Genomic DNA, 17,016 nt, shown 5'->3' on the forward strand with positions numbered 1-17,016 from the left:
AATACAAATGATAAACAATAAAATTAAATACACGGAATTCATTAAAACCGAAGCCAAACGCCTAGGCTTTTTGTCTTGTGGAATTAGCAAAGCCGAATTTTTAGAAGCAGAAGCACCAAGGTTAGAGCAATGGCTAAATAATAATAGTCATGGAGAAATGCGTTATATGGAAAACCATTTTGATAAACGTTTAGATCCAACGTTGTTGGTTGAAGACTCTAAAAGTGTGGTATCTCTGTTATTAAATTATTACCCAAGCCAAGAGCAAACAGCTAATAGCTATAAGCTGTCAAAATACGCTTATGGTACAGATTATCATTTTGTAATTAAAGATAAACTAAAAGAACTCTTACACTGTATTCAAAACGAAATAGGGGAGGTTAACGGGCGTGCTTTTGTAGATTCTGCACCTGTTTTAGATAAAGCGTGGGCAGCAAAATCGGGTTTGGGCTGGATAGGTAAACACAGCAATTTATTAACTCAAAAAGTAGGTTCGTTTTATTTTATAGCGGAGCTTATTATCGATTTAGAATTAGATTACGACACTTCTGTAACAGATCATTGTGGGTCGTGTACAGCGTGCATAGATGCTTGCCCTACGGAAGCGATAACAGAACCTTATGTAGTAGATGGCAGTAAATGTATTAGTTATTTTACTATAGAATTAAAAGACAATATTCCATCAGAATTTAAAGGTCAATTTAATGACTGGATGTTCGGTTGCGATATTTGCCAAGATGTCTGTCCATGGAACCGCTTTAGTCAATCACATAATGAACCTTTATTTAATCCGCATCCAGAATTACTTTCTATGACAAAAAAAGATTGGGAGGAAATTACTGAAGATACGTTTAAAAAAGTGTTTAAAAAATCTGCTGTAAAGCGTACAAAGTTCTCAGGATTAAAACGAAACGTTGATTTTCTAAAAGATTAAAAAAATCATTTTTTCTTCTGCGGAATATAAAACCGGTATATCGCTTCAAACTCAACCAAAAAACTAGATTGTATATCTTTATTTAACTGTGTGCGATTGTCACCAATTTGAAACCCAGGAAGCGCTAAATCTACACGGTCTCCTTGCTGGTATAGTTCAAAATTATTAGAAGCAAAACCCCATTTAGCTCTCAATAATACGCTTTTATTTAATACATTTAGTTGAGTGTATATTGTGTATTTTAATGAGCTTTGATGTGCATACAGTCTAGCATTATCTTCATTAATATTATAAGAACGTCCAACTCCATTATAATCTACACCAAGCGTAAATTTGTTGAAACTGTAATTAATGTCAAATGAGATAGGAGCTAAAACATCCATAGCAAAACGTCCATTTTTACTGAGATAATTCCATCCAAAAAAAGGAGAAATGATAACACCAAAAGCTTCGGTAGAACTATAAACTCCAAATTTATAAGAGAAGTTTTTAGATTTATTATAATTTATAATAGCAATGCCACCGTATTGTATATCATTAGAGGTAATGTTTTGAAAATCTGAAGACAATCTAGGTAAAAAAATGAAATTACTAGTCCATTTATCAGAGTGGTTTGTAGCTAAACCAATTTTAAATGTTGTACTGTAAACATTGGAAAATCCATTATTAGGAAAAAACTCTAAACGATTAGAATTATGTATAGGTCCAGTAATAATCGTATACTTATCGTTAATAGGAATAGGAATGGTTAAATCTACATCTAAGTAGCTAACAGTTGTGCTACCTAAATCACTTTCAAAATCATTGTTAAATGAATGCCCATATGCTATAGAAAATAAGTCGATATAATTTTGCGCCCCAGAGAAAACAGGAAAACAAAAGAGAATAAGTATGAGGTATTGTTTCAAGAACAAATCATTTTAGATTGCAAAAGTAGAAAAATCAAAACCTTTTTATGGTATGAAAATCAAAAAGCGTTGTTAAATTATAGCGATTATAACGACATTTATTAAGAATAATTGTTTAAAATTAGATATATAAAATCTAGAACTTACCTTTGTAAGTTCAAACTATAGGTATGAGTAAACAAAGCAAACGTAGAGAAGCATTAGTATATCATGCAAAACCTACTCCAGGTAAAATAAAAGTCGTTCCAACAAAAAAATACGCAACGCAACGCGATTTAGCTTTAGCATATTCTCCAGGAGTTGCAGAACCTTGTTTAGAGATTGAAAAAGATAAAGATAATGCCTATAAATATACTGCAAAAGGGAATCTTGTAGCAGTAATCTCTAACGGAACAGCTGTATTAGGGTTGGGTAATATTGGCCCTGAAGCTTCTAAGCCAGTAATGGAAGGAAAAGGCTTGCTCTTTAAAATATTTGCTGATATTGATGTTTTTGATATTGAAATAAATACCGAAAATATTGAAGAATTTATTGCGACGGTAAAAAATATTGCGCCAACATTTGGTGGTATAAACCTAGAAGATATTAAAGCTCCTGAAGCTTTTGAGATAGAATGTCGTTTAAAAGATGAGCTCGATATTCCTGTAATGCATGATGACCAACATGGTACGGCAATTATCTCTGCTGCGGCTTTATTAAATGCTTTAGAGATTGCAGATAAAAATATAGAAGATGTAAGTATAGTAGTAAGTGGAGCTGGTGCGGCGGCTATTTCGTGCACACGATTATATCAAGCATTTGGAGCACGTCGTGAAAATATTGTAATGCTCGATAGTAAAGGTGTAATAAGAAAAGATCGAGAGAATTTAACAGATGAAAAATCAGAATTTGCTACACATCGAAAAATAGATGCTTTAGATGAAGCTATGCAAAACGCTGATGTTTTTATAGGGTTATCTAAAGCAGATATAGTTACACCGGCAATGTTAAAAACAATGGCAATTAATCCTATTGTTTTTGCTATGGCAAATCCAAATCCAGAAATAAAATACCAATTAGCAATAGATACTAGAGATGATATTATTATGGCAACAGGTCGTAGTGATCATCCAAATCAAGTTAATAATGTTTTAGGATTTCCATTTATTTTTAGAGGAGCTTTAGATGTAAGAGCAACAAAAATTAATGAACCTATGAAGATGGCAGCTGTAAAGGCGTTATCTAAACTTGCTAAAGAAGCTGTGCCAGAACAAGTAAATATAGCTTATGATGAAACACGATTAACTTTTGGTAAAGATTATATTATTCCTAAGCCTTTCGATCCTAGATTAATTGCAGAAGTACCACCAGCTGTAGCAAAAGCAGCTATAGAAAGTGGTGTAGCAAAAGAGCCTATAACAGATTGGGATAAATACAAAACTACACTTTTAGAACGCTTAGGTTCAGATAATAAATTGGTACGATTATTACTTGGTAGAGCGCGTACAAATCCTAAACGTATTGTATATGCAGAAGCAGATCATTTAGATGTGCTAAAAGCGGCACAGATTGTTTATGACGAAGGAGTTGCTATCCCTATTTTATTAGGCCGTAGAGATACCATTTTAGAATTAATGGAAGAGATAGAATTCGAAGCAGATTTAGAAATTATAGACCCAAAATCTGAAGAAGAAAATGAACGAAGAAATAGATACGCTGAAGCTTATTGGAAACGAAGACATCGTAAAGGAGTAACACAGTATTCTGCTCGTAAAATTATGCGAGAGCGTAATTATTTTGCAGCTATGATGGTAAACCAAGGAGATGCAGATGGTTTAATTTCTGGTTATTCACGTAGTTATCCTAGTGTGGTAAAACCGATGCTAGAGCTTATTGGTATGGCTAATGGTGTATCTCGTATAGCAACAACTAATGTTATGATGACTGAACGAGGTCCTTTATTTTTGAGTGATACTTCAATAAACATAGAGCCTACAGCAAAAGATTTGGCTAAAATTGCACAGATGACTTCTCGTGTAGTTAAAATGTTTGGAATGGAGCCTGTTGTGGCTATGATATCGTATTCTAACTTTGGGTCGTCAGAAAATGATAGAGCTAGTAAAGTAAGAGAAGCAGTGTCTTATTTACATAAATCATATCCAGAAATGATTGTTGACGGAGAATTACAAACCGATTTTGCGTTAAATTCTGAAATGCTTCAAGATATATTTCCGTTTTCTAAGTTGGTTGGTAAAAAAGTTAATACGTTGGTGTTTCCAAATTTAGATGCTGCAAATATTACGTATAAGCTTTTAAAAGAATTGAATAAAGCAGACTCTATTGGGCCAATTATGATGGGAATGCGCAAGCCAGTTCATATCCTTCAACTAGATGCAAGTGTAGATGAAATTGTTAATATGACGGCTATAGCTGTAATCGATGCACAAGAGAAAGGTAAAAAACATTCGTAAGCCTTTATTTTAGACCTTTAAAGTGCTTTTATATGTAAATAATTTTATTACATTTGAAGCACTAACTTTTAATACTGCATGATAACGCACCTTCAAGGAAAACTTGTTGAAAAGAATCCGACAGACGTGGTTATAGATTGCAATGGTGTAGGCTATTTATTACACATATCATTGCATACCTATTCTAAAATTCCTGACCAAGAAAACTTAAAATTATACACCTATTTACAAGTTAGAGAAGACGCCCATACATTGTATGGATTTTCTTCTCAGACCGAACGCGAAATATTTAAATTATTAATTTCTGTAAGTGGTGTAGGCGCTAGTATTGCACGTACCATGTTATCATCATTAACTCCGCAACAAGTAAAAGAAGGAATTGCTAGTGGTGATGTAGGTTTAATTCAATCTATAAAAGGAATTGGTGCTAAAACAGCACAACGGGTCATCTTAGATTTAAAAGATAAAGTGTTAAAGGTTTACGGAATTGATGAAGTTTCTACTATTGAGAACAATACTAACAAAAGTGAAGCGTTATCAGCTTTAGAAGTTTTAGGATTTAATAAAAAACAATCCGAAAAAGTCGTAGATAAAATTTTAGCTCAAGAACCAAATGCCAATGTTGAAAAAATAATTAAAGACGCATTAAAAAATTTATAGCACCATTGAACATAACCAACGCTAATATTTCCTTACTAAAACTGAAATGGCGCGTATTAATAATAATCTTATTAATAGGTGGCATCAGTAATGCGCAAGATAATACGCAACAAGCGGATTCTACTAAAACCACATTCGCTTTAGGAGACATTAAATTACCTAAGCCAGGAAGTATAGAATCTAAGTATAAGTACGATCCTATTTTAGACCGTTATATTTATTCAGAAAAAATAGGAGGTTTTAATATTAATTTTCCACTAATATTAACACCTGCAGAATTTCAGAAATTAGTACTTAAAGAACGTTTAAACGCTTATTACAAGCAGAAGATTGACGCGGCTGATGGATTAAAAGATGGTAGTGCAGATGCACAAAAGAATCTACTGCCAGATTTTTATGTAAATTCAGATTTATTCGAAACAATATTTGGTGGTAATACGATTTCAGTAAAACCATTAGGGTCTGTAGATATTGATTTAGGGATTCTTTTTTCGCAGCAAGACAACCCAAGTTTTACCCCAAGAAATAGAAGTAATTTCACGTTTGATTTTGATCAGAGAATTAGTTTAAGTTTATTAGGAACAGTAGGAACGCGTTTACAAGTTACTGCCAATTATGATACTGAAAGCACGCAAAATTTCCAAAATCTTGTAAAGTTAGAATATACACCAGACGATGATGATATTATAAGAAAGATAGAAGTTGGTAATGTTAGTATGCCATTAAATAGTTCTTTAATCACAGGTGCTCAAAGCTTATTTGGTGTAAAAACACAATTGCAATTTGGTAAAACTACTGTAACAGCAGTATTTTCAGAACAGCAATCACAATCAAGATCAGTAACAGCTCAAGGAGGTGGTACTTTAGAAGACTTTGAATTTTTTGCAAGAGATTATGACGAAAATAGACACTACTTTTTAGCGCAATACTTTAGAGATACTTATGATAGGTCAATGCTAACTTATCCATATCTCAATAACAATATTCAAATTACAAGGGCTGAAATATGGGTTACTAATAGAAATAATCAAACAAACGATGTTAGAAACGTAGTAGCATTTCAAGATTTAGGGGAATCTGACCGTATAGGATTACCTAATCCACCAGCAGGTTTTATAAATGTACCAAATGGTAGTTTTCCAGACAATTCAAATAATGATTTCGATCCAACAAATATTCAAGGCCCAGGATCTTTATTAACAGATGCTGTAAGAGATATTACAAATATTGAAGCAGGAATTAATGTGCCTGTTAATGAAGGTTTTGATTATGGACGATTAGAAAGTGCACGAAAGTTAGTAGAAGGCCAAGATTATTTTTTAAATAAACAATTGGGTTATGTGTCTTTAAGTCAACGTTTACTTAATGATGAAGTTTTAGCTGTAGCGTTTCAATATACTGTTGGTGGCGAGGTATTTCAAGTTGGTGAATTTGCTAATGATGGGGTTGAATCAGCAGATGTTCAAGATGGAAATAATGGAAATCAAATAGTTAATAATCAAAGTTTAGTTCTAAAAATGTTAAAGAGTGCTGTAACAGCTGTTGAGCAACCGATTTGGGACTTAATGATGAAAAACATTTATGATACAGGAGCATTTCAACTAGAACAACAAGATTTTAGATTAAACATCTTCTATACCGAAGCATCTCCTTTAAATTTTATTACACCTGTTGAAGGTACTACATTTCCAATATTTGGTAATAACACAGCATCAAACCCAAATGACGATACAGAAATACAAGAAACCCCTTTAATTCGTTTATTTCATTTAGACCGATTAAACTTTAATAATGATCCTCAAGAGTTAGGTGATGGATTTTTCGATTTTGTGCCGGGATTGACTGTGCTAACGCAAAATGGTAAAATTATTTTTACAAAAGTAGAACCATTTGGGCGCTATTTATTCGATATTCTAGATGATGATAATAACCCTAATAATAATGAATTAGATTATGAACAAGATGTCTTTGGAAATGCAAACCAAGAACTCTATGTTTATGATTTAATGTACAAATCAACAAAAACAGGGGCTTTAGAAGAAGTAGAAAAAAACAAGTTTCAAATTAAAGGACTTTTTAAAAGTAGCGGTGGTGGAGGTATTCCAATTCCATTTAATGCAACTCGAGGTTCGGTTAGAGTTACAGCTAATGGACAGTTATTAGTAGAAGGTATAGATTATACGGTAAATTATGCTGCCGGTCGTGTTGAGATATTAGATCAGGCTTTAATAGCATCTAATACACCTATTAGTGTAGATGTAGAAAATAACGCCTTATTTGGTCAACAAACACGTCGTTTTACAGGTATAAATGTTGAGCATCAATTTAACGATAACTTTTTATTAGGAGCAACATTATTAAACTTAAATGAAAGGCCTATTACGCAGAAAGCTAATTTTGATGCAGAACCTATTAACAACACCATTTTTGGGTTCAATGGAAATTTTGCTACAGAGGTTCCGTTTTTTACACGTTTAGTCAATAAACTTCCTAATATAGACACTGATGCGCCATCAAATTTATCTGTTAGAGGTGAATTTGCATATTTAGCACCAGGTGCTCCAAGAGGTACAGATTTTGAAGGAGAAGCTACAGCATATATAGATGATTTTGAAGGCACACAAGGAAACATACAATTATTGTCCCCATTAACATGGTCGTTAGCAAGTAGACCTCTAGGTTTAGGTAGAGTATATGCTTTAGGTAATGAGGACGATACAGGCATACAAAACGGATTTGATAGAGCATTATTAAATTGGTATTCAATAGATCCTATTTTTTATGGAAACCAAAGACCAGATGGTATTACAGATGAAGATGTTTCAGATTTATATACACGTCGTGTTTTTATTAGTGAAATCTTTCCTGAAGTAGATATAGTTCAAGGACAAACATCAGTTATTAATACGTTAGATTTAGCATATTATCCAACAGAAAGAGGTCCTTATAATTTTGATCCATCAGCAGCAAATAATACACCACTAAACCCAAATGATAGTTGGGCAGGTATTACCAGACAAATTACGTCTACCGACTTTGAACAAGCTAATGTAGAGTTTATTGAATTCTGGGTTCAAGATCCATTTTTAGACGAACCGAACAATCAAGGAGGAAAATTAACTATTAATCTAGGAAATATTTCTGAAGACATTTTAAAGGACGGAAAAAAACAATACGAAAATGGATTGCCAGAAGATGGCAATATAGATTTTTTACAAAACATAACAGCTTCGTCACCTTATGCTGTGCCTCAAAACCAATCATTAATTTACACATTTGGAACTACAGGACAAGAGCGTACCAATCAAGATGTAGGTTTCGATGGTTACGATGATGAAGAAGAACAAGATATTGTTAACTTTTTACAGCAACAAACAGGACAGACTTTAGACTTTGGCTCTGACCCATCAAATGATAACTATACATTTTTCTTAAATACTACAGGAAATATTTTTGATCGTTACAGACAATTTAACGGTCAACAAGGAAATACGCCAGACCTATTTACCCAAACAAATAGAGGATCTACAACACAACCCGATGTAGAAGATATCAATAGAGATAACACAATGAATACCATTGATAGTTATTTTGAATATGAAATTGATATAACACCTAGTACACTAAATGCAGCAAATCCTCAAATTAATGATATTACCACTGAAAATGTAACATTACCTAACGGAGATGTAAGACAAGTAACATGGTATCAATTTAGATTGCCAATATCTAACCCAACTCGCGCAGTTGGTGGTATTACGGATATTAGATCTGTACGTTTTGCTAGATTGTTTTTAACAGAATTTACGCAGAATACGGTATTGCGTTTTGCAACTTTAGATTTGGTTCGTAGCGATTGGAGACGTTTTACTCAAGATTTAGATACTGATGCAACAAATAATAGCGCCAATGCTGAGTTTAATGTTGCTATTATTGGAATTCAAGAAAATGACGGTAATTATGTAATTCCTCCAGGCGTTCGCCGAGAAGAATTAAATAACAATAACACCATTGTAAGACAAAATGAGCAATCTTTGGTCCTAGAAACTTGTGATCTTGACTTTACAGATTCTAGAGGAGTGTTTAAAAATGTAAATTTAGATATGCGTCAGTATAAAAAGCTACGGATGTTTCTACATGCTCAAGCCCAAGAAAATCAACCTTTAGAAGACGATGAGCTAGTCGCTTTTATTAGAATGGGTAATGATTTTACCGATAATTTTTATCAAGTAGAAATCCCATTACTTAATAGTGATTTAATAAGTGGCGCCGAGTCAATAGAACGGCAAATATGGCCAGAAGAAAATGAAATTAATATTGAATTACAATTTTTACAAGAGATAAAATCTAGAGGGATTTCTACGCAAACCTTAACTAATGAAAGTCCTACGTTTTATGATGTTGTAGACGGTGTATTAAGTGATAATCCGGCTGACGAATTTCCAGCAAATGGTATCGCTAATCAACGTGTAGCAGTTAAAGGAAACCCCAATTTTGGTAATATAAGAGTATTAATGGTTGGTCTTAAGCATTCAGGGAAAAACAAAACACCAGTTTGCGGAGAAGTTTGGTTTAATGAGCTTAGAATGTCAGATTTAGACAATGAAGGCGGTTATGCAGCAATATTGGCTGTAGACACAAATTTTGCTGATTTTGCAACTGTGAGTGCATCAGGTAGACGTAGTACAGTCGGTTTTGGAGGTATTGAACAATCTCCTAATGAAAGAAGCCGAGAAGATGTAACACAATACGATGTAGTTACTAATATTCAATTAGGACAATTATTTCCAGAAAAATGGGGCATTAAATTACCGTTTAATTATTCGCAAAGCGAAGAATTAATTACACCAGAATACGATGCGTTTTTTAATGACCTTACTTTAGACTCAAGGATTGAAGCCGCAGAATCTCAAGAAGAAGCAGATAGAATAGAGCGTCAGTCAGAAAGTTTTACAAAACGGAAAAGTATTAATTTTATTGGAGTAGGTAAACAACGTACAGGTGATGCTAAACCACAGTTTTATGACGTAGAGAATTTAACGTTTAATTATTCTTACAATAAAACAGAGCATCGCGATTTTGAAATAGAAAATGCCTTAGATCAAAATATTAGAGCAGGAGTTAATTATGCCTTTAGTTTTGAACCTAAAAAGATTGAACCATTTAAAAAGAATGATTCTTTATTTACAGGGAAATATTGGAAATTCATTAAAGACTTTAACCTTAATTTATTACCAACTAATTTCTCTATAAACACAGATATTATTCGTCAATTCAACAGTCAAAAGTTTAGAGAAGTAGCTTTAGGAGGAGATAATATTGGAATAGAGCAATTGTTTAGACGTAATTATGCTTTTGATTTTCAATATGCTATCAATTATAATTTAACAGAATCTTTAAGTTTTAATTTTACGGCATCTAATAGTAATATCGTTCGTAATTACTTTATTGATGATAGAATAAATGGAAGACAAGATCCAACATTAGATGTTTGGGATGGTTTCTTTGATTTAGGCGATCCAAATATTCAACGACAAGAGCTTCAATTAAATTACCAATTACCGCTAGATAAGATTCCAGGCTTAGGCTTTATAAGGTCAGATTATACATATAGAGGAACATTTCAATGGCAAAAAGGATCTGATTTAAATCAGAATTTCGAAGCTACAGATGCTGATGGTAATGTAACCGGAGTGTTTGATTTAGGAAATAATATTCAAAATAGTGGAGTGCACACATTAAACACTACATTGAATATGGAAACTTTATATAGATCTTTAGGACTTGTAAAAGCAAATACCAATAGAAGACGAAATACAAGACAACCTGCTAATACAAGAGGAGGTGCAAATACTAACCAAAATGCAAATAGAGTCAGCTTTGGTAAAAAAACAGGAAATACCCTATTAGGTCTTCTAACTATGGTAAAGAATGTTAGAATTAATTATTCAGAAAATAAAGGAACATTTTTACCTGGTTATCTTCCAACTCCAGGATTTATAGGAACATTAAGACCTACATTAGGATATACGTTTGGAGGCCAAAGTGATATAAGAAGTTTAGCTGCAGGTAATGGATATTTAACTGTATTTCCAGATTTTAACCAACAATATAATGAGCAAACAACACGAAATATAGATTTTTCAGCGGATCTTGAGCCTATTAGCGATTTAACTATCGATTTGGTAGGAAATAGAGCTTTTCAAGAAAACTCAACAGAGAACTTTAGAATAGAAGATTTCTTAGACGCAACAGGTCAACCTGGATCAGATGGCGTCTTAGATTATAGGCCTTTAACACCTAATACCTTTGGTAATTTTAATATATCCACAATATTATTTAAGACGGCATTTAGTAAAAGTGATGAAAATGGCTCTAATGTATTTAATGATTTTAGAGAAAATCGTTTGGCTGTAGCAAACCGTTTAGCGAGAGACTTTTTTGGCAATGACAGTTTTGCTAGAGATCCAGATGGATTTCCTGTAGGTTTTGGTAGAAATAGTCAGCGTGTTTTACTACCAGCATTTCTTTCAGCTTATCAAGGTGTTAGTGCAGATAAAGTAGAGTTAGGTGCATTTAGAAGTTTTCCACTCCCTAATTGGACCATTCAATATACAGGTTTAATGAAATTACCATGGTTTAGAAAGAATTTTAGACGTTTTTCTATGCGACATGGGTATCGTTCTAATTATTCAATTACTCAGTTTAGAACCAATTTAGACTTTAATAGAGAAGATCCTTCAGAATTAGATCAAGGAGGTAATTTTAAAAGCGAAGTTTTATATAGTAATATCTTTTTAGAAGAACGATTTAGTCCATTAATTAGAATTGAAGCGACTATGAAGAATTCGCTTCAAATTAATGCTGAAGTTGCCAGAGATCGATCATTGTCTTTAAGTTTCGATAATAATTTAGTTACCGAAATACAAGGAAAAGAATACACATTAGGTTTAGGTTATAGAATTAAAGACCTGCCAATTAGATCAAGTTTAGCTGGAGCAAGGCAAGTGATTAGAAGTGATTTAAATATGACTTTAGATGTAAATGTGCGCGATAACCTTACTATTATTAGGTCATTAGATTTAGATAACAATCAAATTACTGCTGGGCAAACGATTTGGGGCTTAAAATTCAATGCAGAATATGCTTTTACTAATGCACTTACAGGGATTTTTAGATTCGATTATAGTTTTTCTGATTTTGCTATCTCAACATCTTTCCCACAAACTCAAATTAGATCTGGTTTAACGATTCGTTATAATTTTGGTAATTAATTTTGATATCCTTCAATTAAAAAATACATTTGTTACTTTAATAATTATTATAAATAATCAATGAATATTCCAGCAGATTTAAAATACACTAAAGACCACGAATGGGTTAAAATAGAAGGTGATACAGCTATTATAGGAATTACTGATTTTGCTCAAGGAGAATTGGGTGATATTGTATACGTAGAAGTAGAAACGGTTGACGAAACTCTAGATATAGAAGAAGTTTTTGGAACAGTTGAAGCTGTAAAAACAGTTTCAGATTTGTTTTTGCCTTTAAGTGGCGAAATAATAGAGTTTAATGAAACTTTAGAAGACGAACCAGAGTTAGTAAATTCAGACCCTTATGATAATGGTTGGATGATAAAACTTAAGTTTACAGACGAAAGTCAATTAGATACTTTGCTTTCTGCCGAAGATTATAAAGCACTAATTAGTGCTTAAAAACAGTCAAAGAATACTTTTTTTTGCAGTAATATATACATGTTTTGTCTTGTATATTAGTTTTGCAGATGCTGATAGTTATTTGCCAGAAAAGGCTTTTTTTAAAAATCAAGACAAAGTATTTCATCTTTTAATTTATATTTTTTTAGCAATAATATGGGGTTTATATGCGCTTAAATCAAGAGTAAAAAAGAGATTGTGGATTTCATTTATAATTACTTTTATTTTTGGAATTATATTAGAAAGCATTCAAGAAATAGTAAGTCCATTTAGAACATATGACACCATGGATCTTATAGCAAATTGTTTAGGTGTTATTATTGGTACAGTAATTGTGCACTACTATATGAAATATAAAGTTAAAATAAACTAATCTTTTGTTTATTTAATAAGAATTTATTTAAATTAGCAATCTTTAATAATAAGTATATGGAACCAAAAAAGAATCCTAAATCAGACGTCAGTCGTAACAGCTCAATTTACTTTGCAGTTGGTTTGGCGTTGATGCTACTTGTTACTAATTTAACTATTAATTACAAGACGTATGATAAAAGCGATATCGCTTTAGATAGTTTAAATTTAGATGACGAGTTAGAAGAAGAGATTACAGTAGTACAAGAAGTAGAGCCACCACCACCAGATATTCCACCACCAGTTATCCCAGAAGAAATTGAAGAGGTAGAAGATGAGGAGGAAATCGAAGAAACAGTAATTGAATCTACAGAAACTGAACAAGATGCAGAAATTGCAGAAGTTGAAGATATTGCTGTGGAAGCAGTGGAAGAAGATATAGAAGTACCTTTTTCAGTTATTGAAAACGTACCAGTTTTTCCAGGCTGTGAAAGAAAAAAGACTAATGCAGCTAAGAAAAAGTGCATGTCAGATAAAGTTTCAAAGTTTGTTAATAAAAAATTTAACACAGACTTAGCGGGAGATTTAGGTCTGTCAGGTAGACAAGTAATACGTTGTTCGTTTAAAATAGATAAAACAGGTAATATTGTTGCTGTGTTTGCAAGAGCTCCCCATCCTGGTTTAGCAAAAGAAGCAAAGCGTGTTTTAAATTTATTACCTAAAATGCAACCAGGTAAGCAACGTGGTAAAGCAGTAACTGTACCATATGCATTACCTATAGTATTCCAAGTACAAGATTAATAAAGTAATTACTTTAAATATATAAAAATCCCGTTCAAAATTAATTGGACGGGATTTTCGTTTTGGTATGCTTATTGTGAATTTTACATAATATTAACATATTAATTATAAGTATTATGAAAAATTTAATCCAAAACAACAGTAATGCTGACCAGAGCAGAACTGAAGTGAGAAAATCACAAAAGCATGATGCCAATTTACAAAAAAACTCCACGTTATACTTTCAGGTGGGTTTAATCTTATGTCTGTTGGGAACATTTGCATTACTAGAAATGCAATTTGAGAGTAAGAATTATGTGCCTGAGAAACCAGAGCTTAACGAAGAAATTTATGAAATTGCAATGTCCCAAGTGCAAGAGTATAAAAAAGAAATTACAAAAGAGAAGAGTGTACTTAAGAAGCAAATTATAATAGATGATGTTAAACCTATTAAGAATGATGCTCCTGATCAAATATTAGAGACCTTAATTACCGAGCCAGATCCAATACCTAATCAGATTATAAAAGCAGATGATATTCCTGTAGTTACTCCAGTTGAAGAAGATTTTTTTATAGCTTCTGTTGAGTTTGCTCCTGTATACCCAGGTTGTGAAAAATATAAAAAGAACAGTAAGCGAAAAAAATGCTTTAACGATAAAATAAAAAAGTTAGTTCAAAAGAAATTTAATGCAGAACTAGCTTCGGAATATGGTTTATCAGGTATTCAAAAAATTAATGTACAATTTAAGGTAAATAAAAAAGGAGAGGTTACAGAGATTCAAACTAGAGCTCCACATCCTAAATTAGGTGAAGAAGCGGAACGTACAATTAACAAAATTCCAAAAATGATACCTGGTAAAATGGGAGATAAACCAGTAAATGTAATTTATACCTTACCTATAAAATTTAAAGTAGAAAATTAATCATCACTTATCATCATAAAACGAGCAGTAAACCGTTATTTTTTAATAACGGTTTTTTGTTTTTATAGGGCAACAAAAAAATAGTATCTTTCTCACGTCAAATGGTAAAAATAAATATGAAATATTTTATTTTTTTAATACTTTTTTCATGTAGTGTTCATCTTTCTGGGCAAACATCTCAAGCTTATCAAAAACCTCCTGTATTTGCTGAATGTGCTGGTCAATCTGAAGAAAATTTAAAAACCTGTTTTAGGTTTCAATTAAATAGTTTTATCTATAAAAATTTTAAATTGCCCGAAGTAGTTACAAAGGCTAATTATAAAGGAGAGATAAAATTACTTTTTGAAGTTGATAAAGAAGGTGCTTTTCAACTTATATATACAGATGCTGCCTACGAGGAGTTAAAAACTGAAACTCAGCGTGTTTTTGATAATCTACCAAAAATAACTCCTGCAAGTTATAATGGAAATCCGACGTTTGTACAATATTCTACAAAAATTAATATACCACTACAATCTCCATCACAAGAAGAAGAAACGTTAGAGGTTATTAAAGAAACTAAAAAGAAGAAGACTCCAAATCCAGACCTTAATGCAGTAATCTCAAATGAACTAGATAGCATTAACGCGTCATTAGTGCCGTATAAACAATTAGAATATAATAGTCAACTTAATATTCCATTTACGCACACCTACTATGCGCGTTTTGATGCTAATTTAAATGCATTAGGTACAAATAGCCATACGGCATCAAAACCATACTTATATGATGATGTGGCACCTTATTACGATTTTAAAGCTGAAAAGGAAAGTTTATCTAAAGATGTAGAAAGCTGGGTAGGACGTAAATTATGGAATGAGCATATGGTAGCTGTTCAAGGTAAAGATTACTGGTTTACAATAGATCCTGTTTTAGATTTACAAGTTGGCAAAGATACAGAGGCAGATTTTGGATCTACGTTTAATAATACTAGAGGTTTATATGTACAAGCAGGTATTGGTAAAAAATTAAATTTCACAGCTTCGGTCTTTGAGAGTCAAGGTCGTTTTGCACAGTATTTTAATGAGTTTGCAGAGAGTTTAAAGCCATTTGGTCCAGATCCTGCAATTATTCCAGGAAGAGGAATAGCTAAACGTTTTAATGACGATGCTTTCGATTATCCTGTTGCAGAAGCTTATTTGTCTTATTCGCCATCTAGAGTATTTAATGTTCAATTTGGTCATGGTAAAAATTTTATTGGAGATGGTTACCGATCTTTATTTTTAAGTGATGTGGCTAGTCCTTCACCGTTTTTAAAAACCAATCTTAAATTCTGGAAAATTAAATACACAAGTACATGGTTGTTTTTAAGAGATGTTAGGGATGAGGTTGTAGAAGATGGAGCATTTCTGCCGAAGTATATGGCGAATCATTATTTAAGTTGGAATGTTTCTAAACGTTTAAATATTGGGCTTTTTGAATCTGTAGTTTGGAACAATGCTAACGATCGGGGTTTTGATGTTAATTATTTAAACCCTTTAATCATTTTTAGAGCAATAGAATTTGAAACAGGGCAAGATGCAGGTAATGCAGTTGTTGGGTTATCTGCTAAATACAAGTATAACAATAAAGTTAATTTGTATGGACAATTTATAATAGATGAATTTTCTATAAGCGATGTAAGAGCAGGAAATCAAAGTTTTAGAAATAAATTTGGTTTTCAGCTAGGTGCTAAATATTTTAATGCCTTTAATGTAGATGGATTATTACTACAAGCAGAATATAATCAGGTACGTCCATATACGTTTTCACACAATAGTATAGTTTTAAATTACGGACATAATAATCAATCCGTAGCACATCTTTGGGGAGCAAACTTTAGGGAGTTTATATTAATAGGAAGATACAATTATAAACGATGGTTTGCTGATGGTAAATTGATTTTTGGAGAGCGAGGACTAGATTTTAATACGCCAGAAGATAGTTTTAGTTATGGAGGAGATATTTTTACTTCAGAAAATAATAGACCATCTGATACAGGTATTAGAATTGGGCAAGGAAACAGAACCACTGTATTTCATGGAGAATTACAAGCAGGTTATATTATTAATCCTGTAAGTAATTTAAAAATTTTCACCAATATTAGTTATAGAAATTTTGATCCAACAGAAGAAACTAATGTTACAAGGCGTAGTAATACTGTTTGGTTTAATATAGGTCTACGTACCGATTTGTTTAATTGGTATACGGACTTTTAATTTATAAAAAAGAAAGCAACCTATAATAATTATAGATTGCTTTTAAATATCTATTAAG

Annotated in this window: 10 protein-coding genes; 9 read left to right on the top strand and 1 reads right to left on the bottom strand. The window is 32.3% G+C overall.

The genetic code is table 11. From position 1 onward, the window contains the following. Positions 1-7 precede the first annotated feature (7 nt). On the top strand, positions 8-934 hold the full coding sequence (queG, locus tag K8Z87_RS00230) for a tRNA epoxyqueuosine(34) reductase QueG (RefSeq protein ID WP_227475418.1): 927 nt from the start codon (positions 8-10) through the stop codon (positions 932-934). A 5-nt stretch (positions 935-939) separates the two neighbouring features. Here queG and K8Z87_RS00235 read toward each other — a convergent pair whose 3' ends face one another. Further along, positions 940-1,842, bottom strand: a complete 903-nt coding sequence (locus K8Z87_RS00235) for a DUF6268 family outer membrane beta-barrel protein (protein WP_227475419.1) — start codon at positions 1,840-1,842, stop codon at positions 940-942. 170 nt (positions 1,843-2,012) lie between these two features. Here K8Z87_RS00235 and K8Z87_RS00240 point away from each other — a divergent pair, with 170 nt between their 5' ends. From K8Z87_RS00240 to K8Z87_RS00275, 8 genes are all read left to right on the top strand, one after another. Further along, complete coding sequence (locus tag K8Z87_RS00240; protein WP_227475420.1) at positions 2,013-4,292, top strand: NADP-dependent malic enzyme; 2,280 nt, start codon at positions 2,013-2,015, stop codon at positions 4,290-4,292. 78 nt (positions 4,293-4,370) lie between these two features. After that, on the top strand, positions 4,371-4,952 hold the full coding sequence (gene ruvA / locus K8Z87_RS00245; RefSeq protein ID WP_227475421.1) for a Holliday junction branch migration protein RuvA: 582 nt from the start codon (positions 4,371-4,373) through the stop codon (positions 4,950-4,952). Positions 4,953-4,957: 5 nt separating this feature from the next. Continuing rightward, positions 4,958-12,226, top strand: a complete 7,269-nt coding sequence (gene sov / locus K8Z87_RS00250) for a T9SS outer membrane translocon Sov/SprA (RefSeq protein ID WP_227475422.1) — start codon at positions 4,958-4,960, stop codon at positions 12,224-12,226. A 60-nt stretch (positions 12,227-12,286) separates the two neighbouring features. Continuing rightward, the gene (gene gcvH, locus K8Z87_RS00255) at positions 12,287-12,667 is read left to right on the top strand and encodes a glycine cleavage system protein GcvH (RefSeq protein WP_227475423.1); all 381 of its coding nucleotides are present in this window, start codon (positions 12,287-12,289) and stop codon (positions 12,665-12,667) included. Positions 12,668-12,716: 49 nt separating this feature from the next. Beyond that, positions 12,717-13,040 carry a VanZ family protein gene (locus tag K8Z87_RS00260; protein ID WP_227475424.1) on the top strand — a complete coding sequence of 108 codons (324 nt, stop codon included), beginning with the start codon at positions 12,717-12,719 and terminating at the stop codon, positions 13,038-13,040. A gap of 56 nt (positions 13,041-13,096) precedes the next feature. Continuing rightward, positions 13,097-13,819: an energy transducer TonB gene (locus K8Z87_RS00265; protein ID WP_227475425.1), complete on the top strand. Its 723-nt coding sequence runs from the start codon at positions 13,097-13,099 to the stop codon at positions 13,817-13,819. A gap of 116 nt (positions 13,820-13,935) precedes the next feature. After that, a complete protein-coding gene (locus K8Z87_RS00270; protein ID WP_227475426.1) occupies positions 13,936-14,721 on the top strand; it encodes an energy transducer TonB in 786 nt (261 codons plus the stop codon). Between the two features lie 116 nt (positions 14,722-14,837). Then, positions 14,838-16,958: a gliding motility protein RemB gene (locus K8Z87_RS00275; RefSeq protein ID WP_227475427.1), complete on the top strand. Its 2,121-nt coding sequence runs from the start codon at positions 14,838-14,840 to the stop codon at positions 16,956-16,958. Positions 16,959-17,016 lie beyond the last annotated feature (58 nt).

This window comes from Winogradskyella immobilis (assembly GCF_021887715.1).
GTDB classification, from domain to species: Bacteria; Bacteroidota; Bacteroidia; order Flavobacteriales; family Flavobacteriaceae; genus Winogradskyella; species Winogradskyella immobilis.